Source organism: Amycolatopsis sp. NPDC098790, assembly GCF_044759945.1.
GTDB lineage: Bacteria > Actinomycetota > Actinomycetes > Mycobacteriales > Pseudonocardiaceae > Amycolatopsis.
The window spans coordinates 254,076-277,793 of the sequence record NZ_JBIWAI010000009.1 but is presented as its reverse complement, the minus strand read 5'-3'; the positions used below and the strand labels follow the sequence as shown (position 1 = coordinate 277,793).

Sequence of the window (23,718 nt, the reverse complement as noted above, 5' to 3'; positions counted from 1 at the left end):
GCTCACGAAGCGAGCGGGATCTCCGCCCAGACCGTCTTCCCGCCGTCCGGGCGGTGGAAGTAGCCGCGCCGGTCGGAGCACGCGGCGACCAGGGTGAGCCCGGTCCCCGCCGGAGCGGCTTCGGGCACGACCGGGTCGAACCAGGCGGACCCGCCGGCGTCCTCCACCCCGATCCACACCGCGGCGTCGGCGCGGACCAGCAGCACGCGCAAGGGCCCGGCGGCGTGCCGGACCGCGTTGGTCGCCAGCTCACCGGTGATCAGGACGACGTCGGCCGCGACGGCGTCCGGCACACTCCCCGCGGCCAGACGCTCACGCACCCAGGACCGCACCAGCCTGACCTGCGCCGGCTCCGGCGCGAACTCGAAACTTTCGGGCGTCACGTCTTCGGCACCTCCCCCAGAAGGAATCTTCCCGGAACGGAGTGACCGGTCCGGCGCGTCCTCACACGTGGATTAGCACGAACGGACGCATCCGCTCGTCGCGTGGACGCCACTGGGCGGGCGATTCCGGCCGTTCACCGCAGCCGGGGCCGCCGGGCTGTTACAGATCCCGGCCGGTGCGCGACACCACCGTGGAGCATGAAGGGGAAAGCGGATTCGATGACGGGCGAACGGCGGGTACGGCTGCGGCTGGGCACCCGCGCGGTCTCGGTCCCCACCGGGCACGGCCGCGAAGTCGTGGAGTACGCCGGGGTGACCGTGGTACGGGTCGAGGACGGCGAAGCGGTCGAGCAGGCGTGGGTCCCGGTGGGAACGTGCCCGAGCTACGCCGACGACGAGGCGTTGATCGCCGCCTGGCACGCGGCGCTGGTGTGGAGCCGCTCCCCGACCGACGCGTGAGCCCGCGCGGCCAGTTCCCGCCTGACAGGCCGGGTGCCGGGGCACGCGGCCCCGGCACCCGGTCCCCTTACCTGGCCCCGCGCCGGCCCGCAGCGACCACCGCCGGGACAGGAGCACCGTTGATTACGAACTGCGACCCCGGTTCGACGACGACGTCACCCTTCGCCGAACCGGTGATCCGCACGTTCGTCAGCGTCGCGCTGCCGCGGGCGCCGCTCATCGCGAGGATCCCGGCCCCGTTGTTCGACTTGTCGACCGTCACGTTCGTGATCGCCGCCGTCACCACGCCGCCGCCGGTCTTGAACTGGATGCCGTCGTAGGTCGAGTCGTGGACCTCCGTGTCCCGCAGCGTCACGCCCGGGATGTCCTTGCCCTGCGCGAAGAACGTGATCGCGCCGAACTTCTGCTGCTCGCCCCAGAAGACGCCGCCGCAGCGGTAGAGGGCGTTGTTCGCGATCGTCGTCTGCCCGGAGAACGGCAGCGGGTCGTGGTCGGTCGCCAGCATGATGCCCGGGTAGTTCATGGTGTCGGACACCAGGTTGTTCTCGATCCGGTTCCCGTACCCGCCGTAGATCGCGAGACCGTTGGCGCGCCAGGGAAGCTGGACCGTGTTGTTGGTGAACGCGTTGTCGTGCGCGATGTCCACCGACGGGTCCTTCACGTACTGGTTGGCCCACACCGCCATCGAGTCGTCCCCGGTGGTGCGGAAGGACGAGTTGAACACCTTCGAGTTGCGCGTGCCGTTGGTGAAGTTGATGCCGTCGGCGTAGGTGTCGCGGATCCGCATGCCGCTGAACTCCAGGCCGTCGGCCGGGCCCCACAGCTCGGGCTTGTTGCTGTAGTCGCGGCCGACCCACACCCCGACGTTCGCGTGCTCGATCCAGACGTTCGAAATCTTCGTCCCGGTGCCGAAGCGGCCGTTGAGCCCGACGCCGCCCTCGGCGTTGCCGTCACCGCCACGGATCCGGCCGGAACCGAAGACGGCGATGTCGGAGATCTGCACGTTCTTGTCGACGTCGAACCCGAAGTTGCCTTCGTGCGGGTGGTTGATCGTGCCGGCGTCCTGCGGCTGGATCAGCGAGTACAGCTGGGACCGCCACATGCCGGCGCCGCGGATCGTCACGTTGGAGATGCCGACCTGGTTGTACTGGCCGCCGCCGTTGGGGACGGTCGGGTCGTCGGTCAGGATCTTCGCTTCCTGGCGCCACTGTCCTTCCGGGATCCAGACGCAGGCGATCCGGTCGTTCTGGTCGTCGGTGACCGCGCGCTGGATGGCCGGGGCGTCGTCGACGCCGTCGCCGGAAACGGCGCCGTACTCGGTGATCGACGTGCATTCGGCCGGCTTCGGAAGGGCCGGGGCCACCTGCTCCAGGTCGACCAGGTCGATCACGTAGAACGCCGCGTTGTCGCCGTTGTCCCTCTGCAGCTTGAACTTCGTGCCCGGCGGGTAGGACTGGGCCAGCAGCGCGTGCGACTCGTCGAACAGCCGCCGCGCGTCGCCCTGCGGCGTGTTCGTCAGGCCTTCGGGGTCGTCGGTGGTGCCGTAGAGCCAGCTGTGCTTCGACGACAGCGTCAGCTTCTGCGCGAAGGTGCCGTTGACGTACAGGCTGAGCGTGTAGTCCTGGCCGCCGCCACCCGCGGCGTCGGGAACGGAGTTGCGCACGACGATCGAGTTCGCCTGGTTCGCCGACGTGACCTCCACGTACTGGCCCTGGCTCGCCAGCCGGACGGACTGGCGGCCCGAGGACTCGGTCGCGAAGTTCGTGTGCCCGAACGTGCGCAGCGCGTCGGCCTGCAGCAGTTGTCCTTGGTACTGCGCGGATTCCGCCTCGTACTCGGTGTACGGCACGGCCGCGCCGCGGCCGACCACGATGGCCCGGGACAGCTCGTTGTTGGACTCGTTGGTCTCCGCGACCGTGTTCGCCGCGTCGGCGGTCGCGGTGAGCGTGGCGCCGCCGTTGGTCGCGGTCCACGTGCCGGAGATCGCGACGGTGGCCGTGGCGCCGGCCGCGATCGCGCCCGTGGCGCCGGTCAGGGTGGTGGCGCCGGCGGTCAGCCGGGTCACCGAGGTGCCGGAGGCGCTGGTGCCGCGGTTGTGCACCGCGACGGTGAACGACACCGCCGCGCCCGCCGCCGGGTTGGCCGGGTTGGACGTGATACCGGTGACCTCGAGGTCCGGGCCCGGCGCCTGGGCGATCACCAGCGGGGTCGGCGAGGTGAACGTGTTGTTGGTGTCGTCCTGCTCGACGACCGCGTTCGTGGGGTCGACCGTGGCGGACACGCTGTAGGTGCCCTGCGGGCGGGTGCCCGCGGTCACCGTCACGGTCGTGGACGCGCCGGCGGCGAGGGCGCCGACGGCCCCGGTGCCGACGACGGTTCCGCCCAGGCTGACGGTGGCGGTCGTCGCGGCCGAAGCCGCGGTGCCCGCGTTCTTGACGGTCGCCGAGACCGCGACCTGGCTGGTCTCGGTCGGGTTCACCGGAGTCCACGTCGTGCCGGTGACGACGAGGTCCGGGTTCGGCGCCGGCGTGCCGAACACCTGGAACTCGGCGACCTGCCCGCCGGGCGCGCCGGAGTTGGCGGTGAACTGCAGCCGGACGTCGGCCGCCCGGCCGCCGACCGGGATGGTCACGGTGTTCTGGTTGGCCGCCGGGTCGAAGCGGTAGCCGGCGCCGGCCTTGAGCGTGGTGAACGCCGTGGCGCCCTGGTCGCGGCCGAGGACCTCGAAGGTCTGCGTCCGCGTGCCCCAGACCGGGTCCGGGTTGAGCTTGACGACGACCTGGTCGAGGTCGGCGTTCGCGCCGAGCTTGACGGTCAGCGTGCTCGGTTGACCGGACGCTTCCCAGTACGTGCCGGTGGTGCCGTCGTTCGCGTTGGCGGCGACGAAGGAGAAGACGCTCGAGGACGCTTCGATCGGCTTGCCCGCGGCGAGGTTCCGGCCGGCCTGGGTGCCTTGGCGCACCACGTGGTTGCTGTCGGCGGACTCGTGCCCGGCGGCGTCCTTGGCGCGCACGAAGTACTCGACGCGCGTGCCGGCGGGCCGCGTCTCGGTGAAGCCGGTGCCGGTGACCGTGGTGACGGGCGTGCCGTCCCGGTAGACGGTGTAGCCGGTGACGCCGACGTCGTCCGTCGAGGCCGACCAGGTGAGCTTGATCTGGCCGGAGCCGGGTTCGGTGAACGCGAGGTTCGCCGGCGCGGTCGGCGCCTGCGTGTCGCCGGAGTCGGGCCCGTACAGCTCGAACTCCGAGAGCTGGGCGGCGGGCCACTGGGTGTTCGCGGTGACGTTCAGCCGGACGTACCGGGTCGACGCGGTCACCGGGATGGTGACGGTGCCGGTGCCGGGAGCGAAGGCGTATCCGGCCGAGGCGGCGAGGTCGGTGAACGCCGTGCCGTCGGTGCTGCCGCGCACGGCGAGGGTCTCGGTGCGGGACTCCCAGGTCGCGGGCAGCTTCAGCACGATCCGCGAGAGCGCCTTGGTGGAGCCGAGGTCGGCCTGGATCCACTGCGGGAACGCGTTGTTCGCGGACTCCCAGTAGGTGGCCTGGTTCCCGTCGACGGCGTTGGCGACGGGGTAGCCGGGCAGCGCGCTGCTCGCCGACACCGTCCTGGTCAGGGGGACGTCGGCGAGCTGCGCCGCCGTTCCCGGTGGAGCGCTCGCCGCGGAGGCGAGGGACAGCCCGGCGGCGGAGAGGCCAACGGCGAGGAATCCGGCGACGAGCCGGGACAGGCGCGTTCGAGTCATGGCGTCTTCTCTTCTTCGAGACGGCGGGGAGGGGACTCAGAGCCACCCGAGCATGCAACAAGTGAGCGCCGTCACGCAAGAACTTGACACTGTCCGGAAATTTTTCGACTTCGGACGTTTCACTCGAATGGCCCAAGCGCGAACCGCTCGGCGAACGCCTCGAGCTCCTCGCGCTGGGCAGCCGGATCGGCGGTCGAAGGGCTCACCACGAGCCGGGTCACGCCTTCCTCCGCGAGCTGTTCGACGTCCACTTCGGACATTCCGAGCGAGCCCCATCGGGTGTACTGCAAGGCTTCCGGGTCCCGGCCGGCTTCGGCCGCGGCCGCCCGGGCGAGGTCGAGCTGGCGGCGGCGCTCGTCCGGGGTGAGCCGTCCGCCCGCGAAGTAGCCGTCACCCCGGCGCCCGGCCCGGCGCGCGGCGGCCGGGCTCGAGCCGCCGACGTGGATCGGCAGCCGGCCGGTCGGCTTCGGGAAGCTGCAGACGTCGGCGAAGCGGAAGAACTCGCCGTCGTGGCTGACGCCGGTCTCGTCGCCCTCCCAGAGCAGCCGCAGGACGTCGAGCGCTTCGTCGGCCCGGCGGCCCCGGGTGGCGAAGTCGACGCCGGCCGCGGCGGCCTCGCCGGGCAGCGCGCCGACGCCGACGGTGAGCAGCCGCAGGCGCCCGCCGGCCAGCAGGTCGAGGGTCGCCAGCCGCTTGGCGAGCACGACCGGGTGGTGGTACGGCAGCAGCAGGACGCCGGTGCCGAGCAGGATCCGCCGCGTCCCGGCGGCGACGAAGGCCAGGCACTCGAGCGGATCGCCGTAGGGCAGCGACGGGTCCAGCGCCATCGCCCCGATCTTCGCGCCGGGCTGCAGGGCGATGTGCTCGGGGAGGTAGAACGACTCGAAGCCGAGTTCTTCGGCGTCTTTCGCGACGCGCATGAGCGCGCCGGGGTCGACGCCGAGGTGCGGGGTGCTGTAGCTGATTCCGAACTTCACGGAACGCGACGCTAGGGATTGACGTCCGCGTCAAGGCAACGCTTACCGCAGCGCGAACACCATCCCGATGTCGGCGGCCTGCTGGACCGGGTCCTGCACGGCCTCGACCGCGAAGCCGCGCGTGGCGAACACTTCGCGGACGCGGTCCCGGTTGGCCGACCACCGCTCCACTTCGACGACAGCCTGGCGGACGAGCGGCCAGTGCCGGTCTTCGATGCCGCGCAGGACTTCCAGCTCGGCGCCTTCGACGTCGACTTTGAGCAGGTCGACGCGGTCGATGCCCTCCTCGTCGAGCACCTGCGAAAGCGGCCGGACGCGGACGCGGTGCGTCTCCAGCTCCCGCATCACCCGCAGCTTGCGGCCGACGAGCCCGCGCAGGACGGGCGCCGGCACGCGGCGGGCCGCCGGGCCCAGGCCGCCCCGGCGGATCATCTCGACGACGCTGGCGGTGACCCGGCGGCGCTCGGCCTCGACGTTGCCCTCGTCGCGCCACGAGGACGAGAAGATCGTCGCGCCCGGGAAGTAGCTGAAGTCGAGCTCGTCCTCACCGGCCGCGAGCCCGAAGGGCAGCGCTTTCAGGCGGCCCGCGAAGAAGTCGTCACCGTTGCGCGCCAGCTTTTCGAACAGCGGCGGGAGCGGCTCGAAGGCGTAGATGCGCACGTCGCCGCCCAGCCGCTCGTAGACGGCGGCGGAGAAGACGCCGACGTTGGCCCCGACGTCCAGGACGGTCGCGCCGGGTGCGAGCTCGACGCCGTTGGCGAAGTAACCGCCGACCTCTTCGCGCAGGAACGAGACTTCCCACGGGTTGATGCTGTGCAGGTCCATCGTCACGCGCAGAGGCTTATCAGTCCCGCGCCCGGTGGGCCAGCCCCATCGGTAGGTCACCCGATCGTGGACGGCCGCGTGGGCCACACTGGAGGGCATGACCGCGACGCTGCTCATCGCCCGCCAGCTCGAGGTGCACGACCACATGGTGGACCGTGGCTGGCGGCTCGACGGCGACACGGGCCCGGCCGACGTGCGGTTCCTCGACGACGCGACGGCGGGCTGGTCGTACCCGCCCAGCTTCGGCGGCGAGAGGACCAACGAGGTCGGCGACACGACACCGATGGTCCTGCAGTGCTACTTCACGTTCGGCGACGAGGGCGAAGTGGTGTTCGGGGTCCTGCCGGCGGGCAATCTGCGCGGCAGCGGGTGCGCGAAGCACGACACGAGCGAGCGGCTGTTCCCGCTGACCGGGACGGGCCACGTGGATTTGGTGACGTTGACGGCGATGGTGGAGGAACTGGAGCCGTTGGCGCGGGCGCACGACGTGCGGGCGCTGGTCGAGTGCCGGTACTTCGGGCCGTGCGGAGCCCGACGGCGGTAGTCGGGCGGGGTCCGGTCGGCCGCGCCGGGTGGGCGCTGGTAGCCGGCTGCCCGCGATCCGCTCGGCTGAGCCTGGAGAGTGCCGGCGGCGCCTCGGCTCGAGTGACCGAGCCTGCTGAGTGCTGACAGCCTCCCTCACCCGGTCCGCGTGCGGCGAATGTCGCATTCGGGGCGTCGGAGGTCCCGAAAGCGACTTTCGCGACCTGCGCACCCGCGGCCGGCCGTGCCCGACGGCTCGTCACCCGCGCGCCCGCGGTAGCCGCGTCGGCGCGCAACGTAAACCTTGACGAGCGTGCGCGACCTCCCTAGGTTTGCCGGACATAGGACGTCAGACATCCCATGTCCTACCTCGACGAGGAGGTCGAACCCGGTGTCCCCGATGCGCAGACTCGGCACTATCCTGCTGGCCGCCGCCACCCTGGGCCTGCCCTGCACCCCCGCCGCCACCGCAGCTCCAGGCTGCGCCTCCTCCGTGCCCTTCACCTCCGGCACCGAGGGCTACGACACGTTCCGCATCCCCGCCGTCGTCCAGGCCGCGAACGGCGCCCTCATCGCCTTCGCCGAAGGGCGGCGCGACTCGGCCGGGGACTCCGGGGCCATCCAGACCGTCTCGCGCACCTCGCGCGACGGCGGCTGCACCTGGGGCTCCCTCTCCGTCGTCGACAGCAACGGCGATGCCACCGCCGGCAACCCGACTCCCGTGCGCGCGAGCAACGGCGACCTCGTCCTGCTGACCGTCCACAACGGACTCGTCTCGGAAAAGCAGATCATGTCCGGGCAGGCGTCCGCGCAGGACACCCGCCGCGTGTTCGTCGTGCGCAGCCGGGACGACGGCCGCACGTGGAGCGCGGCCCGGGACATCACCGCCGACACCAAGCTGCCCGGCTGGCGGTGGTACGCCACCGGCCCCGGGCACGCCACCCTGCTGCGCCACGGTCCGCACGCCGGCCGGATCGTCGTGCCCGCCAACCACTCCAGCTCGCCTCCCGCCGGCTCGGCCGACGTCGGGACCGAAGCGAAGTACTACGGCGGTCACGACCTCTACAGCGACGACGACGGCCGCACCTGGCACATCGGCTTCACCGACGACCGGACCGACGGCGTCGTCGCCGCGAACGAAACCACCGCGACCGAACTGCCCGACGGCACCCTCTACTTCTCCAGCCGCAACCAGGGCTCCGCCGCCGAACACCGCGTCGACGGCTACAGCTTCGACGGCGGGAAGACGCTGGCGAAGCCCTACCGACCCCAGCCGACGCTCTCCGGGACGAAAGTCGAGGGCAGCGTCCTGCAGACGACCCTCCCGTGGCTGCTCGTCTACTCGGGCCCGGCCGACCCCGCCACCCGCTCGGTCATGCAGCTGCGGCTGAGCACCGACCGCGGCCACACCTGGCGCGCGGGCCCCACGCTCACCAGCGGCCCGGCCGCCTACTCCGACCTGGTCCAGGCCGGCCCCGCCACGCTCGGCGTCCTCTACGAGACGGGCACGGCGGGCCCGTACGAGAAGATCGTCTTCGAGCGGGTGCGTTTGACCCCGGGACAGCTCGGGAACGCCTCCGCCAGGAGGTGATCGCCGTGGCCGGTCTGCTGGGTCCGCGCGTTCCGGGACCGGCGCGGCTGCGGGAGCTGCTGGCCGGCGACGAGCCGGTCGTGGCGCCGGGTGCGTTCGACGCGCTCAGCGCCCGGCTGGTCGAGGCCGCCGGGTTCCCGGCCGTGTACCTGACCGGCTTCGGCACGACGGCGTCGCTGCTCGGCCGGCCCGACGTCGGCCTGCTCACCATGACGGAGATGGTGCAGGCGGCGGGCCGGCTCCGGCAGGCCGTGGAGGTGCCGGTGATCGCCGACGCGGACACCGGCTACGGCAACGCGCTGAACGTCATCCGCACCGTCCGCGAGTACGAAGCCGCCGGGGTCGCGGCGATCCACCTCGAGGACCAGGTCGCGCCGAAGCGCTGCGGCCACCTCGAAGGCAAGCGCGTAGTCCCGGCGGAGACGATGGCCGACCGGGTCCGCGCCGCCGTCGCCGCCCGGCACGACCCCGACTTCCTCCTGATCGCCCGCACCGACGCCCGCGCGGTGGAGGGCCTGGACGCGGCGATCGACCGGGCCCGCCGCTACCGCGACGCCGGCGCCGACATGCTGTTCGTGGAGGCACTGCAGTCCGAGGCGGAGATCGAACGGGTGGCGGACGTCTTCCGCGACGTCCCCTTGCTGTTCAACTGGGCCGAAGGCGGGAAGACGCCGCCGCTGGGCCGGGACCGCCTGCGGGAGCTCGGGTTCCGGCTGGTCATCTGTCCGATCTCGACACTGCTCGCGGCCACCGAGGCGATGCGCGCGGTCCTCGGCCGGATCGCCGCCGACGGCACCCCCGCCGGCGTCGTCCGCGACCTGCCCGGGCTGACGGACTTCGCGGACCTGGCCGGCCTGCCGGAGATCGAGGAGATCGCCGGCCGCTTCGGCGACGGCTGACCATTTTTGTCGGTGCTGCCCGGTAATGTCCTGTCCGTGGAAGCACGGGAACGCATTCAGGAACTCGCCGATCGCATCGTGGTCCTCCGCGACGCCTACTACCGGGGCTCGCCCGTCGTGGCGGACGCGGAGTACGACGCGGTCGAAGACGAGCTGCGCGCGCTCGTCGAAGCGAACCCGGAGCTGACCCCGGACCCGAACCCGCTCGAACAGGTGGGCGCGCCCGCGGTGCTGCACGCACCGATCCGGCACTCGCGGCCCATGCTGTCCCTGGAAAAAGCCACCAAACCCGAGCAGGTCGAGGCCTTCTTCGACCGCTTCCCCGGCCAGCCGGTCGTCGTCATGCCGAAGCTCGACGGCCTGTCGCTCGCCGTCGTCTACGAGGAGGGCCGGCTGCAGCGGGCCGTCACCCGCGGGGACGGCACCACGGGTGACGACGTCACCGTGCTGGTCCGGGCGCTGACCGACGGCATCCCGGAGCGGCTCGACGCCCCCGGCCGGGTCGAGGTGCGGGGCGAGGCCGTCATGCTGCGCTCCACCTTCGCCGCCTACAACGAGGCCCACCCGGACAAGCCGCTGATCAACCCGCGCAACGCCGCCGCCGGCACGCTGCGGGCCAAGGATCCGGCCACCGTCGCCGAACGAAGGCTGCAGTTCTTCGCCTTCGACCTCTACACCGACCCCGACAGCGCGGACACCGACCTCGGCGGCGCGCTGCACACCCTCGGCTTCACCGCGGCCGACATGCGCCGCTGCACCGGCGCGGCGGCCGCGCAGGAGGTGATCGGCGAGATCGAGCGGCGGCGCAACGACCTCGACTACGACCTCGACGGCGCGGTCCTGCGCCTGGCCGACCGGGACGCGTACGCCGCCGCCGGCACCCGGTCGAGCTCGCCACGCGGCGCGCTCGCCTTCAAGTTCGCCGCCGAGGAGAAGACGACCGTGCTGGCCGACGTCGTCTGGGACGTCGGCAAGACCGGCAAGATCGCCCCGGTCGCGTGGCTGGAGCCGGTGTTCGTCGGCGGCACCACGGTCACCCGGGCGACGCTGGCCAACCAGGAGGTCATCAAGGCCCGCGGGATCAAGATCGGCGACACCGTGCTCGTGCGCCGCGCCGGCGACGTCATCCCGTTCGTGGCCGGCGTGCTCGACGCGTCGAAGCGCACCGGCGCCGAGCGGGAGATCGTGCCGCCGTCCACGTGCCCGTCGTGCGGGCAGCCGCTCACCGAGCAGGGCAACAGCCGGGAACTGTTCTGCACCAACGTCGCCTGCCCGGCGCAGACCGTGCGGCGGCTGATCCACTGGGCGTCCCGGGCCGCGGCGGACATCGAGGCGATCGGCGGCGTGTGGATCGAGCGGCTGGCCGAGTCCGGCGACCTCGAACACCCGTCGGACTTCTACCGGCTGACCAAGGATCGGCTGCTGGAGTTCGAGCGCATCGGCGAGGTCTCGGCCACGCGCATGATCGAGTCGATCGACGGCAGCCGGTCGGTCGGGCTGCGCCGGGCGCTGATCGGGCTCGCCATCCCGATGGCGTCCGAGGGGACCGCCGCCCGCCTCTGCCGGGCCGGGTTCGGCTCCCTGGAAGACGTCCTCGAGGCCGGCGTCGACGGGCTGGTGGCCGTCGAGGACATCGGGCCGAAGGTCGCCGCGTCGCTGATCGAGCACCTCACGCGGCTGCGGCCCGAGCTCGAGCGGCTGCGCGAACGCGGCGTTTCGCTGGACGTCCGCGAGGAGGACCTGCCGCCGGTCGTCGCGGCCGGCGCTCCCCTGGCGGGCAAGACGGTGGTCGTCACCGGCTCGATCAGCGACCCGCGGTCCGGCGAGAAGGTGCCCCGGCCGACGTTCCAGCGGCTGTGCGAAAAGGCGGGCGCGACCATCGCGTCGTCGGTGTCGGCGAGCACCGACCTGCTCATCACCGGTGCCGACGTCGGCGCCGCGAAGCTCACGAAGGCGGAGAAGCACGGCGTGACCGTCGCCGACCAGAGTGAAATCTGGCTGCAGCTCATCGAAGCCGGGATCATCTGAAGCAGGGGCTCGTGAGATGCTGCGACCGCGCAGCAGGCCCGAGGGAGAGGCGGCACGGGTGACCACCTGGACCGATGTGATCAACTATGTCCGGACGCGGTACGAGGTCCTGGAGGACACCGACGGCTGGCTCCGGTTCCAGCTGGAGGGCCCGGACGGCCGCACGCAGCAGGTGACCGCGCACCACGTGGAAGAACTGCACGGCGGCGCGTGGGTCGAAATCTCCTCACCGGTCGGCTGGGCCGACAAGATCGACCTGCGCCGCCTGCTTGAACTGGCCGGCAACTCGGCCGTCGGTGGCGCGGCGGTCGTCGACGGCGTGGCCCTGCTCAAGCACACCGTGCCGCTGGAGGACCTCAGCATCGAGCACGAGTTCGAGCGGCCGCTCAAGTCCGTGGTGGCCCGGGCGGACTCGCTGGAGCACGAGCTGACCGCGTCGGACGAGTTCTAGTCCCTACACGTGCATCGCGAGCCAGAGCGCCATCCAGGCGAGGCACGCGAGCGCACCCCCGACTCCGAACGCCAGCAGCACGCGGCGCAACCCCGCGACGACGCCGGCCCGGCCCGACACTTCGGTGATCCCTGCTTCAGTCATGGCTTTCTGGTGCCCCGGGCCGGGGACGGCAAACATCCGGTTCAGGAATCTTCGCCCATCACCAGGCCCTCGATCGTGTGCTTCTGGGTGATCGGAGTGAGGGTGTCGACGACCGGGCAGTCCAGGTGCGCGCGCACGGAGGCCGGCAGGGACGCCCAGAACTCGTGCGTCACGGCGGTGTCGTGGCGCTCGTCGTTGCCCGCGCCCGGCGCGTCGAGGCCGAGCACCAGGACCGGGCGGGACTTCGCCGAGTGGTTCGCGGTGCCGCGGTGCACGGTCAGCGCCGAGCGGATCGAGATGTCGCCCATCCGCGGGAACTTGCGGACGGCCAGGTCGCGGTAGCGCGGGTACGCCTCGCGCGGCGGGAACATGCCGTGGTCGAACGCGGTCCCGTCGTCCCAGTGCGTGCCGGGCGCGATCTCGAAGGGGCCCATGTCGGGCTCGGTGTCCACGGCGGTCACGTTGACGGCGAGCGAGTTCAGCCTGCGGTGGCGGGCCGTCTCCTCCGGCATCGGGAAGTCGCGGTGCCACGGCTGGTCGACGGCGCCGGCGAGCGGGACGTCGAACCCGACCTCGACGATCCGGTAGTCCGGACCCAGCACGGACTCGGCGACCGCGGTGATCCACGGGTGCGCGGCCAGGTCGGCGAAGCCGCGCAGCTGTTCGGGGTGGATCTCGACGTAGAAGCGGTTCGGGCCGCGGCCGACGGCGCCGTCCGGCCGGGCGCGGGCCTCGGCGAACGCGGTGTCGATGTCTTCGCCGAGCCGGGTCACCCACTCCCGGGTGAAGGCCTGGGGCAGGCCGATGATGCCGTCCTCGTACAGGCGGCCGGTCAGGGACTCGACGTCGGCGGCGGTCAACGGCGAGGTCAGGTTCGTGGTCATGGGGACCTCCAAGGCGTCACGACGGCGTGGCGACTTCAGTTTGCAACGTGGCATGCCACGTTGCAAGAGGTACGCTGCGAACGTGAACCCGAAACTGCGGGACGTGGCCGAACACGCCGGCGTGTCGGTGCGAACCGTGTCCAACGTGGTCAACGGCTTCCGCTACGTGGCCCCGGCGACCCGGGAACGCGTGCAGGCGAGCATCGACGCGCTGGGCTACCGGCCGAACATGGCCGCCCGGACGCTGCGGCGCGGCCGGACCGGGCTGGTGGCCCTGGTCGTCCCGGAAATCGACTCGCCGTACTTCGCCGAGCTGGCCGCGCGGACCGTCCGGATCGCCGAACGCCGCGGCCTGACCGTCCTCATCGACCAGACCGACGGCGACGCCGAGCGCGAGAAGCACCTGCTGCACGGCCGGCGCAGCCAGCTCGTCGACGGCGTCCTGTTCAGCCCGTGGGCGGTGCCGCCCGCCGAGCTGGCCGCCCGCACCGACACCGTCCCGCTGGTGCTGCTCGGCGAGCACGACGGCGCGGCCGGCGTCGACCACGTCGCGATCGACAACGTCGCCGCCGCGCGCGAGGCCACCGGGCACCTGCTTGCCACCGGCCGGCGACGCATCGCCGCGCTGGGCATCCAGCCGCGGTCGCTCAACGCGACGGCCCGCCAGCGGCTCGCCGGGTACCGCCGGGCGCTCGCCGAAGCCGGCGTGGCCGCCGAACCGGACCTGGAAGTGCCCGTCCGGCGCTTGCACCGCGCCGACGGCCACCGCGCGATGCTGGAGCTGCTCGACCGGGCCGAGCGACCCGACGCCGTCTTCTGCTTCACCGACGAGCTCGCCCTGGGTGCGCTGCGCGCGGCCGCCGACCGCGGGGTGGCCGTGCCGGAAGACCTGGCGCTGGTGGGGTTCGACGACATCGAGGACGGCCGGTTCAGCGTCCCGGCCCTGACGACGGTGTCGCCGGACAAGGACCGGATCGCGGAACTCGCCCTGGACCGCCTGGCCGCCGAACCCGGGCCGCCGCGTTCGATCGTCGCCCCGCACCGGCTCCTGGTGCGCGGAACGAGCGTCACGCCTCCCGGTTGACCACCCGCAGGATGAGCCACTGGTCGAACCAGGCCCCGGCCGTCGTCACGACGAGCATCACGAGGCCGAGGATCAGGTGGGTGTAGCTGTGCAGCGGCGCGGCGCTGTCGGTGAGCTTCGTCAGTCCGAACTGGAGTCCCAGCCGCAGCGCGAACAGGACGGCGACGAGGACCAGGGCCTGCTTGCTGCGCCAGATCGCGCGCAGGTACTTGCGGCGGCGGGACAGCAGCGTGAACCACAGCGTCAGGTGCACCGCGACGAGCGCGATCGGCAGGAAGACGACCCAGTGGTAGCGGTCGCTGAACTGCAGGCTGAGGTCGTTGCTCGCCACCAGCAGCCCGACGAGCACGAAGTACCAGCCCGGCAGCCCTTCGATCTTCCCGGTCCGGGTTTCGGCTTCCGGCATCTGGAATCGGTTCATGCTCCCGAGCCTTCCGGGACGACCGGCGAGTTCGATCAACCGGCGGTACGAGATTCCGCCGCCGTCTCGTACCCAGGTACGAACTCCGGGCGCGAGCGGAGCGCCGGGCCGCCGGGTGCGGCACCATCGGGCAGGTGACCGACCGGATTCCGTGGACCGGCCGCCGCGGCCCGCTGGTGGCCGAGGCGGTCGTGCTCGGCGTCCTCGTCGTGCTCGACACGGTCTTCGCGGCCCGCGCCGTGCCGGGACAGGGACAGTGGACGACCATCGCGATCGAGTTCGCGCCGGGCGCCGGCCCGGTCGTCGCGGTGCTCGCCGTGCTGCGCCGCCGGTTCCCCGGCCACATCGCCGGGCTGGCCACCGCCGTCTCCGGGCTTTCGCTGCTGGGCTCGGGAATCGCGGCGGGACTGGCGGTCGCGGGCACCAGGCTCCCGCTGCAGCCCGGGGCGGCCGAGACGCTGGCGATCGCGCTGCTGGTCGGGGCCTCCTGCCACCGGCTCTCGCCACGGGCGGCCGCCGTCCAGGCCGTGCTCGGCGGCTGCGCGGCGACGCTCGCCCCGATCCTGCGCTACGGCACCGGCTCCCCCGCCGCGCTCTACGCCGCCGGCGCCGCGGTGGTCTGGGGCGGCGCGCTGGCCGGCGGCCTGGTGCTGCGCGACGCCGACGTCCGCCACCGCGTCGACGTCCTCGAACTCCGCTCCGCCGAACGGCTCCGGCTCGCCCGTGAACTGCACGACCTGGTGGCGCACCAGATCACCGGCATCGTCGTGCGCGTCCAGGCCGCGCACCGGGTCGCCGAACGCACCGGCGGCGACACCGCCACGTTCGCCGAGCTGGAAACCGCGGGTGCCACGGCACTTTCGGCGATGCGCCGGCTCGTCGGCGCGCTGCGGACCGGCGACGAAGACCTCTTCGTGCCGCCCGCCGACCTCGCCACCGCCGTGGACCGCGCGGTGCCCGACGACGACCGCATCCACCTCGACGTCAGCCCGGACCTCGGCGAACTGGCCGTCGCGCCGGAGGTCGTGACCACCGCGCACCGGCTGCTCACCGAGTCGCTCACCAACGTCCGGCGGCACGCGCCCGACGCCGCCGAGGTCCGGGTGCTCGTCCACCACGAACCACCCGGCGAGCTGCGCGTCGAGGTCGTCAACGACGGCGCCGCGCGCCCCGCCCGCCGAGGCGGCTACGGCCTGCTCGGGATGGCGGAGCGGGTCGCGGCGGTGGGCGGTACGGTGCACGCGGGACCGGCGGAGGGCCGGCGCTGGCGCGTGGTCGCGCGGCTGCCGCTGCGGCCGGGCTGACCGCCGCGGGAGGGGAGAGCGGGTTGCCGACGCGAGTGCTGATCGCCGACGACCAGGCGATGGTCCGCGCGGGGTTCCGGCTGATCCTCGAAGGCGAACCGGACATCGAGGTCGTCGGCGAGGCCGCCGACGGCGACCAGGCGGTGCGGCTGGCCCGCGAGCTGCGCCCCGACGTCACGCTGATGGACATCCGGATGCCCGGCGTGGACGGCCTGCGCGCGACCGAACTGCTGGCCGGCCCGGACGTCCCGGACCCGCTGCACGTCGTGATGGTGACGACGTTCGGGCTCGACGAGAACGTGCACGCGGCCCTGCGCGCCGGGGCCTGCGGGTTCCTGCTCAAGGACGCGGGGCCGAACCTGCTGATCGAAGCCGTGCACGCGGCGGCCCACGGCGAAGCGCTCGTCTCCCCCGCGATCACGACCCGGCTGCTCGCGCACTTCACGCGCGGCGCGTCCCGGCCCGCGCCCGAAACCCCGCTCACGCCCCGGGAACTGGACGTCGTGCAGGCCGTGGCGCGCGGCGCGACCAACGACGAGATCTGCCGCTCACTCGTGGTTTCGCTGCCCACGGTCAAGACCCACATCGGCGCCGTCAAACGCAAGCTGGGGGCGCGCAACCGCACCGAAATCGCCATCTGGGCGTGGGAAAGCGGACTCGTCCGCTAGCTTCGGGACGCGCTCGACGACCGTGCGCGCGACGATGTCGCCGAACCGCTGCCGCCGTCGCGAAACCAGCATCACCGCGATGCCCGCGAGCCCCCACGCGAAGCCGTCGACGACCATCAGCAGGTCGCGGACGAAGAACGCGCCCAGCGTCGGGTGGCCGCCGTCGAGGGTCCGGATCCGCAGGCGCAGCCAGCGCATCGCCGGGGTCTGGCCGCCGTGCCGGTAGGGCCACCACACGTTGACGAACACGAGACCGAGGAAGTCCAGCACCATCATCGTGTAGAGGACGACCTTCAGGAACGTCAGCAGGCCCGGGCCGTGCGGGTGGAACAGCCAGACGACGGCGACCGCGAGCAGCAGCATCGGCAGGAAGACGAGCAGCTCGTCGAGCAGGAACTGCACCAGGCGGCGCCCGACGACGCCGATTCCCGGACGGGTCATGCACCCATGATCTCGGGCCCGGCGGCCGGGCGCGCGCTGAGCGCCTCTCATACCCAGGGCCGAGGCCGCGGCGGCGAGTTCGTCCTGCGGGCTGATCACCGGCGGCCGTCGCCGGGCCAGGCTCGGGCGCACCCCACCCGGCGACGAAAGGACTCCCGGTGCGCATCTCCCGGACCGGACTGGCGGCCGCGACGGCCGCCCTCTTCGCGGCGGCGGTGCCCGCCGCGGCCGCGGACCCGCTCACTCCGTACACGACCCAGCAGCTCGAGTGGGGCGCCTGCCCGTTCAAGCCGGGCGCGGACGACGCGCCGACGCAGTGCGCGCTCGTCACCGTGCCGCGCGACTGGGCGAACCCCGCCGCGGGCACGGACTTGACGGTGCAGATCAGCCGCGCCGCGGCCACCGGCGAACGGGAGGGCGCGCTCCTGCTCAACCCCGGCGGGCCGGGCGGCCAGGGCAGCACGCTCGCCGGCCCGCTCGCCACGCTGGAGCCGTCGGTGCACCAGCTCTACGACTTCGTCGGCATGGACCCGCGCGGCACCGGCCACGCGGGCACCGACGACAAGGGCTTCCAGTGCCGGGTGCCGACCGGGCGGCTGCCGCAAGGTCCGCTCGACGCCCGCGACCGGTCGGCCGCGAGCATCGCCGAGCACCGGAAGGTGCCGCGTGCCGTCGCCGAAGCGTGCCAGAGCGACGCGCTCGCGCCGTACGTCACGACGTGGCAGACCGCGCACGACATGGACCTGATCCGCGCGCTGCTGGGCGACGAGAAGCTGAACTACCTCGGCTATTCCTACGGCACCTGGCTCGGCGCCAAGTACGCGTCGCTGTTCCCGGAGCACACCGGCAAGACCGTGCTCGACTCCAGTGTGGACTTCGAAGGCAGGCTGCAGGCGGACTTCGAGGCGTTCCCGGTGATCGACCAGCGGCAGTTCGACGACGTCTACGTGCCGTGGCTCGCGCGGAACTTCGCCGCGCAACTGGGCGGGACGGCCGCGGAAGTCAAGGCGAAGTGGGAGCGCGTCCGGGCTTACTACGCCGGTCAAGGCGTCGCGCCCGACACCTTCGACGGCATCTTCGTCGGCAACGGCAGCGAGCTGCAGTGGCTGCTCGGTGCGGTGGTCTTCCTCGGCGGCGCGGCCGCGCTCGACGGCACCGCGGCCACTCCCCCGCCCGCGCTGGCCGACGCGCTGGACGCCGTGTCCCGCAAGGCGTTCGGCGTCCCGGCCACCGCCGTGACCCCGGCCGTCGTCGCCGCGGCGGCGCCGGACTACACCCAGGCGCCCGGCACCCGGTACGCCGTCGCGTGCGGTGACCAGCCGACCCGGTCCGCAGCCTGGTACAAGGGGCTCAGCGACCGGCAGGGGCCGCGGTACCCGCTGTTCGGGTGGGCCTACGGCCTCGGCGAGACGTGCGGCTTCTGGTCGGACGCGCCGCGGCACGAACTCCCGGACGTGCCCGCTTCGGTGGCGTCGAACATCCTTGTCGTGCAGGGAGAATTCGACCCGCAGACCGGCTACGAGCAGGCGACCGCGGCGGTGCGCTCGGCACGGGTGCCGCTGGTGTCGGTCGACGACTCGCCGTTCCACGGGCAGTACGCGCTGTCCGGCAACCCGTGCGTCGACGGGCTGGTGAACGTGTTCCTCACCAAGAACTCCCGGCCCGGCACCACGACGTGCCCGGGCGTCCCGCTGCCCGGCGAGGACCGGGTGTACCCGGTCGCCGGGCCGGTGCGCGGGGCGGCATCCGTCCAAACGCGACTGTCTACTGAGGATAGTCTGCGGAACAGGGTGCAGGACGAAGTCAGTGCGGTGAACCGCTGACGGCCCGGCCGCGGCGCACCAGGTGCGCCGCGGCCAGCACCCCCGCGATCACCGCGGCGAGCGCACCGGCGACGACGAACGTCCGGCCGAGCCCGGCGGCGTCGATCAGCGGCTGGGCCACCAGCGGCGAGGTGAACTGGCCGAGGAACAACGCCGAGGTCAGCAGGCCCAGCGCCTTCGTCCGCGCGCCCGGCGCGACCGAGGCCACCACCCAGCCGTTGACCGTCGGGTTCTGCAGGCCGATGCCGACGCCGACCACGACCATGCCGAGCGCGGCCGTCCAGAGCGAGCCGGCGGTGCCGATCACGACGAGGCCCACGGCGAACGCGACGAACATCGCCGTCGCCAGCAACGGGAAGCTCCAGCGGGCACGCAGGCGGCGGAAGTTCAGCCCCACCACCGTCATCACCAGGTTGACCGCGGCGATGAGCGCACCCGCGACCGCCGGGCCCGCGCCGCCGACCTGGGCCAGCCAGAACGGCGCCTGCGTCGGCACGGTGTAGAAGACGACGATGCCGAGGAACATCACCGCGTAGAGCCCGAGCAGCCGCGGCTGCCACGGCGAGGAGCCGGAATCCTCGTCGGCGCCGGTCTGGGCGGGTGCTTCGGGAACGTACCGGAGCACGAGGACCAGCAGCGGCACCGCGAGCAGGTAGACCGCGAACGGCCCCCGCCAGCTCACCGCGGCCAGCAGCCCGCCCAGCAGCAGCGCGACGACGCCGCCGAAGCCCATCGCCGCGCCCTGCAGGCCCAGCACGCGGCCGTGCTCGGCGGGCGGGTGGTGGTCGGCGAGCAGCGCGGTCGCCGTCGTCATGACACCCGCGATCCCGACGCCGAGCAGGGCCCGCCCGGCGAGCAGCGCGGGCAGGGAGTCGAGGAAGAGGCCGGAGCCGCCGCCGACGGTGTAGAGCACCAGGCAGGCGGCGAGCACGGGGACGCGGCCGGTCCGGCCGCTGAGCCGGGCCAGCAGCGGCGCGGACACCATGATCGCCAGCCCCGGCAGGGTCAGCACGAGCCGCACGAGCAGTTCGGCGTGCGGCTCGGCGGCGAAGTGCTTTTCCATCCCGGGCAGCGCCGGGGTGATCGTGGCACTGGCCATGATGGTCATGGTGCTGACGCCGAGCAGCGTCGCCGGCAGCGCTCTCGGGGGCCGCCGCACGTCGGCGAGCGTCGTCTCGGTCATGGTTGCGACGCTAGGACCTCGACCATGCTGGAGGTCAAATCTCCGTACTGCTGTCGATGCGCCGCGGCAGAACTTCGCGCTCCAACCGCGCCCGGATCGCCGCGTGGGTGACCGCCAACGCCTAGCGCGGCACCAGCGACACCACCGCGTCGACGAGTGCCGGGCCGTCGAGCAGGACCGGGTCGTTGTGGTCGGCGTCCGGGATCTCCACCAGCCGCGCCGAGGCCGCCGCGGCCACCTCGCGGCTCTGGGCCGGCGGGACGATCGAATCCCGGCCGCCGAGGACCACCACGGTCGGGACGCGCAGGCGGGCGACCTCGTCCCGCACCGGGAACCGGTCGCGCAGCAGGAGCCGCACCGGCAGGTACGGGTAGACCTCGGCGCCGACGTCCGCCAGCTCGGTGAACGGCGACCGCAGCAGGAGCCCGGCCGGCGGGTGCTCGAGGGCGAGTTCGGCCACCACCGCGCAGCCGAGGCTTTCGCCGTAGAAGAGGATCCGGCCGGGCGGCACCCGGCGGTCCTCGGTGAGGAAGCGCCAGGCCGCGCGGGCGTCGAGCGCCAGGCCGTCCTCGCTCGGGTCGCCGGGGTTGCCGCCGTAGCCGCGGTAGTCGAACACCAGCACCGCCAGCCCCGCCCGCGCCAGGCTCGCCGCCAGCGGCGCCCGGTCGGCGCGGTTGCCGCCGTTGCCGTTTGCCACGAGCACGGTCGCGATCGGTTCCCCTCGAGCGGGCCGGATGAACCACGCGCCCAGGTCGAGGCCGTCGGCGGTGCGGAGCCGGACGTCCTCGGCACCGGGCAGCACGGTGCCGGCCGCGGACACCGGCGTGGTGTCCGGCAGGTAGATCAGGCGGCGCTGGAAGACCCACACGAGCGCCAGCACCAGCACGACGACCAGCACCAGCCCGAGCAGCACCCGCACGACCACGGCTCTGGTCAAGCGAACCGCCCGGGAAACAACCAGGCCGCGCGGACGTTGTAGGAGACGATGACCATTCTCCGATTCTCCGTCCTCGGCGACTCGCTCGCCGCCGGAGTCGGCAGCACGCGCCCCGAGGACACCCTCGGGCAGCGGCTCGCGCGGCGGCTTCGGGCCGAGGGCCACGTGGTGCGGCTCCAGGGCTACGGCGTGCCCGGCGCCCGTTCGGCCGACCTGGACCGCCAGGCCGGCGCCGCCCTGCGCGACGGCGTCGACCTGGCGCTGGTCGTGATCGGCGCGAACGACCTGGCCGGGTTCGTCGCGCCGGCCGTCGGTGCCCGCCAGCTGCACGACGCCGTGGCCCGGCTCGTCCGAGCGGGCGCCCGCGTGCTGGTCGTGCCCGCGCCCGACCTGGGCATCGTGTCGCGGGTGCCGGGGCCGTACCGGCAGCTGGTCTCCGCGGCGAGCGGCCACTACGCGAGCGAGCAGGCAGCCGCCGCGATCCGCGCCGGCGGCGCGGTGGCCACCGCGGGCCCGCAGCTCACGGCACGGTTCGCGGCCGACGCGACGCTGTTTTCGGCGGACCGGTTCCACCCGTCGTCGGCCGGCTACGCGGTGATCGCGGACGCCCTGGCGCCCCATCTGGTGGCGGTGGCGGCAGACCTCGCCGCCTGATCGCGTCCGCTGGCGCCCCACCTGGTCGCGGCCGACCTCGCCGCCCAACGGCTCAGTAGACCCCGTGCAACAACTCGACCACCTCCGCCACCGACGGCAGCCGAGGCGCGTTCTTCGTGACAGCATCGGCCACCGCGTCCGCCGCGATCGCCGGGATCTCCCCACGGCTCACGCCGAGTTCGCGCAGCCGGCGCTTGATCCCGATCGCACCGGAAATCCCGCGCACCGCCTCGATCGCCACGTCCGGCCCGGGCGGCAGGCGCAACGCCCGCCCCGTCGCTTCGTACGCCTCCGCGGCCGCCGGTGCGCTGAAAGCCATCACCTCCTCCAGCACCGCCGCCAGCGCGACGCCGTGCGGCGTGCCCGTGTGCGCGGTCAGCGCGTGGCCGATTCCGTGGACCAGCCCGAGCCCGGACAACGTCAGCGCGTGCCCGGCCAGGTGCGCGCCGAGCATCAGGCCGGACCGGGCCTCCAGGTCGCTGCCGTCGCGGCAGGCCACCGGGAGCCAGCGGCCGACCAACGAAACCGCCTGCGTCGCGTACGCCGCGGAGAACGGCGTCGACCCGCGTGACGCCAGCGACTCGATGCCGTGGACCAAAGCGTCCAATCCGGACGCCGCGGTCACCGCGGCGGGCAGGCCGAGCGTCAATTCCGGGTCCAGGACGGCGATCCGCGGCCGCACCGACGAGTGTCCGATGTAGACCTTCCGGCGGGTGCACCGGTCCTCGGTGACGCCGAAGCCGTTGGTCTCCGCGCCGGTGCCCGCGGTGGTGGGCACCGCGATCAGCGGCAGGCCGTCGGCCGCGTCCCACAGCCGGTCCGCGTCCGCCGCGGCCGCGCCCGGGTTGCCGGCCAGCAGGGAGATGCCCTTGGCCGCGTCCAGCGCCGAGCCGCCGCCGAGCGCGAGCACCGTCGCGACGCCGAATCCGCGCAGCCGTGCGGCCCCGCGGTCCAGCTCCGCCGTCGACGGGTTCGGGCCGACGTCCTCGTGCACGGCGTGCTCGATCCCGGCCGCCGCCAGGATCTTCTCCACGCGCCCGACGATCCCGGTCGCCCGCAGGCCGCGGTCGGTGACCACGAACACCCGCGCGTGGCCCAGGGACTCGACGAAGGCGGGCAGCTCGGCCAGGACGCCGGGACCGTATTCGGTCCGGCCCGGCGCCACGGACAACCGCGTCAGATCCGCCACCGCGCCACCGCTTCCTCGTCGAGTTCGACGCCCAGACCGGGCCGCGGCGGAACCTCCAGCTCGCCGGAAGGCGTGATCGTCAGCGGTTCCGCCAGCATGAAGTCGCGGCGTTCGGGCGTCCAGCCGGGCGGGTCCCACGGGACCTCGAAGTACGGGCCGCCGCCGACCCCGGCCGAGACGTGCAGGTTGGCCAGCACCCCGATGCCGTTGGTCCAGCTGTGCGGGGTGAACGCGCGGTGCTTGAGCCGCGCGAGCTCGGCCAGCGTCCGGGCGCGGTGCAGGCCGACCGCGAGCACGACGTCCGGCTGGTAGACGTCGAGGACGTCTTCTTCGAGGTACCGCAGCAGTTCCGGCACCGAGTGCTGCATCTCCCCCGCCGCGATCCGGACGCCCGGGTTCTCCGCCCGCAGCGTCCGGAAGCCGGCGAGATCGTGGTAGGGCAACGGTTCCTCGACCCAGAGGACGTCCAGTTCGGCCAGCCGCCACACCAGCCGGCGGGTGTCCGCCAGGTCGGTCGCGGCGCTCGTGTCGCCCGCCATCCGCCAGGACTGGTTGAGGTCCACCATGATCGCGAAGCCCGGGCCGAGCGCGTCGCGGACGGCCGCCACCGCGGCGACGCCGACTTCCACGCGGTCGCGGGCGATGCGGATCTTCATCGCCCGGAACCCGGCTTCCCGCGCGCGCAGGGCCGTTTCGACGCGCTCCTCCGGCGGCTTCAGCTCCGCGGAAGAGGCGTACGCGGGCAGCGAGCGCGCGGCGTTCCCGAACAGTGTCGCCACCGGCAGGCCGGCGACCTGGCCGATGACGTCCCAGAGGGCGGCTTCGAGGGGCCAGAAGCGGCCGCCGTGGAAGTTCGCCGTTTCGATGGCCTCGACGTGTCGCACGATGTCGAGGGGATCCTGGCCGAGGAACAGGTGCTCGACGGCCTCGAAGCCGGCCATGGTGTCGCCGGAGCCGATGCCGGTGACGCCGTCGTCGGTGTGCACGCGCACGATCGTGGCGTCGAAGTGCCGGCGCGGGTCCGGGTCCCAGGCCGCGTGCAGCGGCGGGTCCAGCTCCCGCCGCAGCCGGTCGAGGGTGATGGCCGTGATCCGCACGCGGTCGACGGT

At 73.0% G+C, this 23,718-nt stretch carries 23 protein-coding genes; 11 read left to right on the top strand and 12 right to left on the bottom strand.

The window, feature by feature from the left end; translation table 11 throughout:
• Positions 1 to 2: 2 nt before the first annotated feature.
• Entirely contained in the window at positions 3 to 383 is a 381-nt protein-coding gene (locus ACIQWX_RS47135) for an ATP-binding protein (RefSeq protein WP_400885956.1), read from the bottom strand.
• A gap of 219 nt (positions 384 to 602) precedes the next feature.
• Between ACIQWX_RS47135 and ACIQWX_RS47130 the strand changes: the two genes are divergently transcribed.
• Positions 603 to 842, top strand: coding sequence for a hypothetical protein (locus tag ACIQWX_RS47130; RefSeq protein WP_400885954.1), 240 nt, complete (start codon positions 603 to 605; stop codon positions 840 to 842).
• 67 nt (positions 843 to 909) lie between these two features.
• Here the strand turns inward: ACIQWX_RS47130 and ACIQWX_RS47125 are convergent, their stop codons facing one another.
• The 3 genes from ACIQWX_RS47125 to ACIQWX_RS47115 form a co-directional block, all read right to left on the bottom strand.
• A complete protein-coding gene (locus ACIQWX_RS47125) occupies positions 910 to 4,584 on the bottom strand; it encodes a CARDB domain-containing protein (RefSeq protein ID WP_400885951.1) in 3,675 nt (1,224 codons plus the stop codon).
• A 119-nt stretch (positions 4,585 to 4,703) separates the two neighbouring features.
• Positions 4,704 to 5,561 carry a TIGR03619 family F420-dependent LLM class oxidoreductase gene (locus ACIQWX_RS47120; RefSeq protein WP_400885949.1) on the bottom strand — a complete coding sequence of 286 codons (858 nt, stop codon included), beginning with the start codon at positions 5,559 to 5,561 and terminating at the stop codon, positions 4,704 to 4,706.
• Between the two features lie 42 nt (positions 5,562 to 5,603).
• The gene (locus tag ACIQWX_RS47115; protein ID WP_400886225.1) at positions 5,604 to 6,386 is read right to left on the bottom strand and encodes an FkbM family methyltransferase; all 783 of its coding nucleotides are present in this window, start codon (positions 6,384 to 6,386) and stop codon (positions 5,604 to 5,606) included.
• Between the two features lie 97 nt (positions 6,387 to 6,483).
• On the opposite strand from ACIQWX_RS47115, the gene ACIQWX_RS47110 reads away from it, so the two are divergent.
• The 5 genes from ACIQWX_RS47110 (at position 6,484) to ACIQWX_RS47090 (ending at position 11,877) form a co-directional block, all read left to right on the top strand.
• A complete protein-coding gene (locus tag ACIQWX_RS47110; protein ID WP_400885947.1) occupies positions 6,484 to 6,930 on the top strand; it encodes a hypothetical protein in 447 nt (148 codons plus the stop codon).
• Positions 6,931 to 7,308: 378 nt separating this feature from the next.
• Positions 7,309 to 8,499 carry an exo-alpha-sialidase gene (locus ACIQWX_RS47105; protein WP_400885944.1) on the top strand — a complete coding sequence of 397 codons (1,191 nt, stop codon included), beginning with the start codon at positions 7,309 to 7,311 and terminating at the stop codon, positions 8,497 to 8,499.
• Positions 8,500 to 8,504: 5 nt separating this feature from the next.
• Positions 8,505 to 9,398 (top strand): oxaloacetate decarboxylase, encoded by an 894-nt coding sequence (locus ACIQWX_RS47100; RefSeq protein WP_400885942.1) that lies wholly within the window; start codon positions 8,505 to 8,507, stop codon positions 9,396 to 9,398.
• Positions 9,399 to 9,434: 36 nt separating this feature from the next.
• Positions 9,435 to 11,426: an NAD-dependent DNA ligase LigA gene (gene ligA / locus ACIQWX_RS47095; protein ID WP_400885939.1), complete on the top strand. Its 1,992-nt coding sequence runs from the start codon at positions 9,435 to 9,437 to the stop codon at positions 11,424 to 11,426.
• A gap of 58 nt (positions 11,427 to 11,484) precedes the next feature.
• Positions 11,485 to 11,877, top strand: coding sequence for a hypothetical protein (locus ACIQWX_RS47090; protein ID WP_400885937.1), 393 nt, complete (start codon positions 11,485 to 11,487; stop codon positions 11,875 to 11,877).
• A gap of 3 nt (positions 11,878 to 11,880) precedes the next feature.
• Here ACIQWX_RS47090 and ACIQWX_RS47085 read toward each other — a convergent pair whose 3' ends face one another.
• Together ACIQWX_RS47085 and ACIQWX_RS47080 are read right to left on the bottom strand one after the other, a co-directional pair.
• Positions 11,881 to 12,021: a hypothetical protein gene (locus ACIQWX_RS47085; protein WP_167379510.1), complete on the bottom strand. Its 141-nt coding sequence runs from the start codon at positions 12,019 to 12,021 to the stop codon at positions 11,881 to 11,883.
• Between the two features lie 41 nt (positions 12,022 to 12,062).
• Positions 12,063 to 12,905, bottom strand: coding sequence for a phytanoyl-CoA dioxygenase family protein (locus tag ACIQWX_RS47080; protein WP_400885935.1), 843 nt, complete (start codon positions 12,903 to 12,905; stop codon positions 12,063 to 12,065).
• Between the two features lie 82 nt (positions 12,906 to 12,987).
• On the opposite strand from ACIQWX_RS47080, the gene ACIQWX_RS47075 reads away from it, so the two are divergent.
• A complete protein-coding gene (locus ACIQWX_RS47075) occupies positions 12,988 to 13,989 on the top strand; it encodes a LacI family DNA-binding transcriptional regulator (RefSeq protein WP_400885932.1) in 1,002 nt (333 codons plus the stop codon).
• Here ACIQWX_RS47075 and ACIQWX_RS47070 read toward each other — a convergent pair.
• Positions 13,973 to 14,410: a hypothetical protein gene (locus ACIQWX_RS47070; protein ID WP_400885929.1), complete on the bottom strand. Its 438-nt coding sequence runs from the start codon at positions 14,408 to 14,410 to the stop codon at positions 13,973 to 13,975. The genes ACIQWX_RS47075 and ACIQWX_RS47070 overlap by 17 nt on opposite strands.
• 134 nt (positions 14,411 to 14,544) lie before the next feature.
• On the opposite strand from ACIQWX_RS47070, the gene ACIQWX_RS47065 reads away from it, so the two are divergent.
• Positions 14,545 to 15,714, top strand: coding sequence for a sensor histidine kinase (locus ACIQWX_RS47065; protein ID WP_400885926.1), 1,170 nt, complete (start codon positions 14,545 to 14,547; stop codon positions 15,712 to 15,714).
• 23 nt (positions 15,715 to 15,737) lie between these two features.
• On the top strand, positions 15,738 to 16,382 hold the full coding sequence (locus tag ACIQWX_RS47060) for a response regulator (RefSeq protein WP_400885923.1): 645 nt from the start codon (positions 15,738 to 15,740) through the stop codon (positions 16,380 to 16,382).
• On the opposite strand, the gene ACIQWX_RS47055 is transcribed toward ACIQWX_RS47060, so the two are convergent.
• A complete protein-coding gene (locus ACIQWX_RS47055) occupies positions 16,263 to 16,823 on the bottom strand; it encodes an RDD family protein (protein ID WP_400885920.1) in 561 nt (186 codons plus the stop codon). The genes ACIQWX_RS47060 and ACIQWX_RS47055 overlap by 120 nt on opposite strands.
• A 158-nt stretch (positions 16,824 to 16,981) precedes the next feature.
• Here ACIQWX_RS47055 and ACIQWX_RS47050 point away from each other — a divergent pair, with 158 nt between their 5' ends.
• On the top strand, positions 16,982 to 18,646 hold the full coding sequence (locus ACIQWX_RS47050; protein WP_400885918.1) for an alpha/beta fold hydrolase: 1,665 nt from the start codon (positions 16,982 to 16,984) through the stop codon (positions 18,644 to 18,646).
• Here ACIQWX_RS47050 and ACIQWX_RS47045 read toward each other — a convergent pair.
• Positions 18,627 to 19,829, bottom strand: a complete 1,203-nt coding sequence (locus ACIQWX_RS47045; RefSeq protein ID WP_400885916.1) for an MFS transporter — start codon at positions 19,827 to 19,829, stop codon at positions 18,627 to 18,629. The genes ACIQWX_RS47050 and ACIQWX_RS47045 overlap by 20 nt on opposite strands.
• Positions 19,830 to 19,950: 121 nt before the next feature.
• Positions 19,951 to 20,766, bottom strand: a complete 816-nt coding sequence (locus ACIQWX_RS47040; protein WP_400885913.1) for an alpha/beta hydrolase — start codon at positions 20,764 to 20,766, stop codon at positions 19,951 to 19,953.
• A 48-nt stretch (positions 20,767 to 20,814) separates the two neighbouring features.
• Between ACIQWX_RS47040 and ACIQWX_RS47035 the strand changes: the two genes are divergently transcribed.
• Positions 20,815 to 21,420, top strand: a complete 606-nt coding sequence (locus tag ACIQWX_RS47035) for an SGNH/GDSL hydrolase family protein (RefSeq protein WP_400885910.1) — start codon at positions 20,815 to 20,817, stop codon at positions 21,418 to 21,420.
• Positions 21,421 to 21,472: 52 nt separating this feature from the next.
• Here ACIQWX_RS47035 and ACIQWX_RS47030 read toward each other — a convergent pair whose 3' ends face one another.
• On the bottom strand, positions 21,473 to 22,609 hold the full coding sequence (locus tag ACIQWX_RS47030; RefSeq protein WP_400885907.1) for an iron-containing alcohol dehydrogenase family protein: 1,137 nt from the start codon (positions 22,607 to 22,609) through the stop codon (positions 21,473 to 21,475).
• Positions 22,597 to 23,706 (bottom strand): mandelate racemase/muconate lactonizing enzyme family protein, encoded by a 1,110-nt coding sequence (locus ACIQWX_RS47025; RefSeq protein WP_400885906.1) that lies wholly within the window; start codon positions 23,704 to 23,706, stop codon positions 22,597 to 22,599. Before ACIQWX_RS47025 ends, ACIQWX_RS47030 begins: the two co-directional genes overlap by 13 nt.
• Between the last annotated feature and the right edge of the window lie 12 nt (positions 23,707 to 23,718).

Bases quoted from the DNA above. Each gene is read 5' to 3' on its own strand.
- ACIQWX_RS47125 (WP_400885951.1), bottom strand. From the start codon at position 4,584: ATGACTCGAACGCGCCTGTCCCGGCTCGTCGCCGGATTCCTCGCCGTT.
- ACIQWX_RS47070 (WP_400885929.1), bottom strand. From the start codon at position 14,410: ATGAACCGATTCCAGATGCCGGAAGCCGAAACCCGGACCGGGAAGATC.
- ACIQWX_RS47055 (WP_400885920.1), bottom strand. From the start codon at position 16,823: ATGACCCGTCCGGGAATCGGCGTCGTCGGGCGCCGCCTGGTGCAGTTC.
- ACIQWX_RS47110 (WP_400885947.1), top strand. From the start codon at position 6,484: ATGACCGCGACGCTGCTCATCGCCCGCCAGCTCGAGGTGCACGACCAC.
- ACIQWX_RS47035 (WP_400885910.1), top strand. From the start codon at position 20,815: ATGACCATTCTCCGATTCTCCGTCCTCGGCGACTCGCTCGCCGCCGGA.
- ACIQWX_RS47080 (WP_400885935.1), bottom strand. From the start codon at position 12,905: ATGACCACGAACCTGACCTCGCCGTTGACCGCCGCCGACGTCGAGTCC.
- ACIQWX_RS47130 (WP_400885954.1), top strand. From the start codon at position 603: ATGACGGGCGAACGGCGGGTACGGCTGCGGCTGGGCACCCGCGCGGTC.
- ACIQWX_RS47085 (WP_167379510.1), bottom strand. From the start codon at position 12,021: ATGACTGAAGCAGGGATCACCGAAGTGTCGGGCCGGGCCGGCGTCGTC.
- ACIQWX_RS47045 (WP_400885916.1), bottom strand. From the start codon at position 19,829: ATGACCGAGACGACGCTCGCCGACGTGCGGCGGCCCCCGAGAGCGCTG.
- ACIQWX_RS47115 (WP_400886225.1), bottom strand. From the start codon at position 6,386: ATGGACCTGCACAGCATCAACCCGTGGGAAGTCTCGTTCCTGCGCGAA.
- ACIQWX_RS47105 (WP_400885944.1), top strand. From the start codon at position 7,309: ATGCGCAGACTCGGCACTATCCTGCTGGCCGCCGCCACCCTGGGCCTG.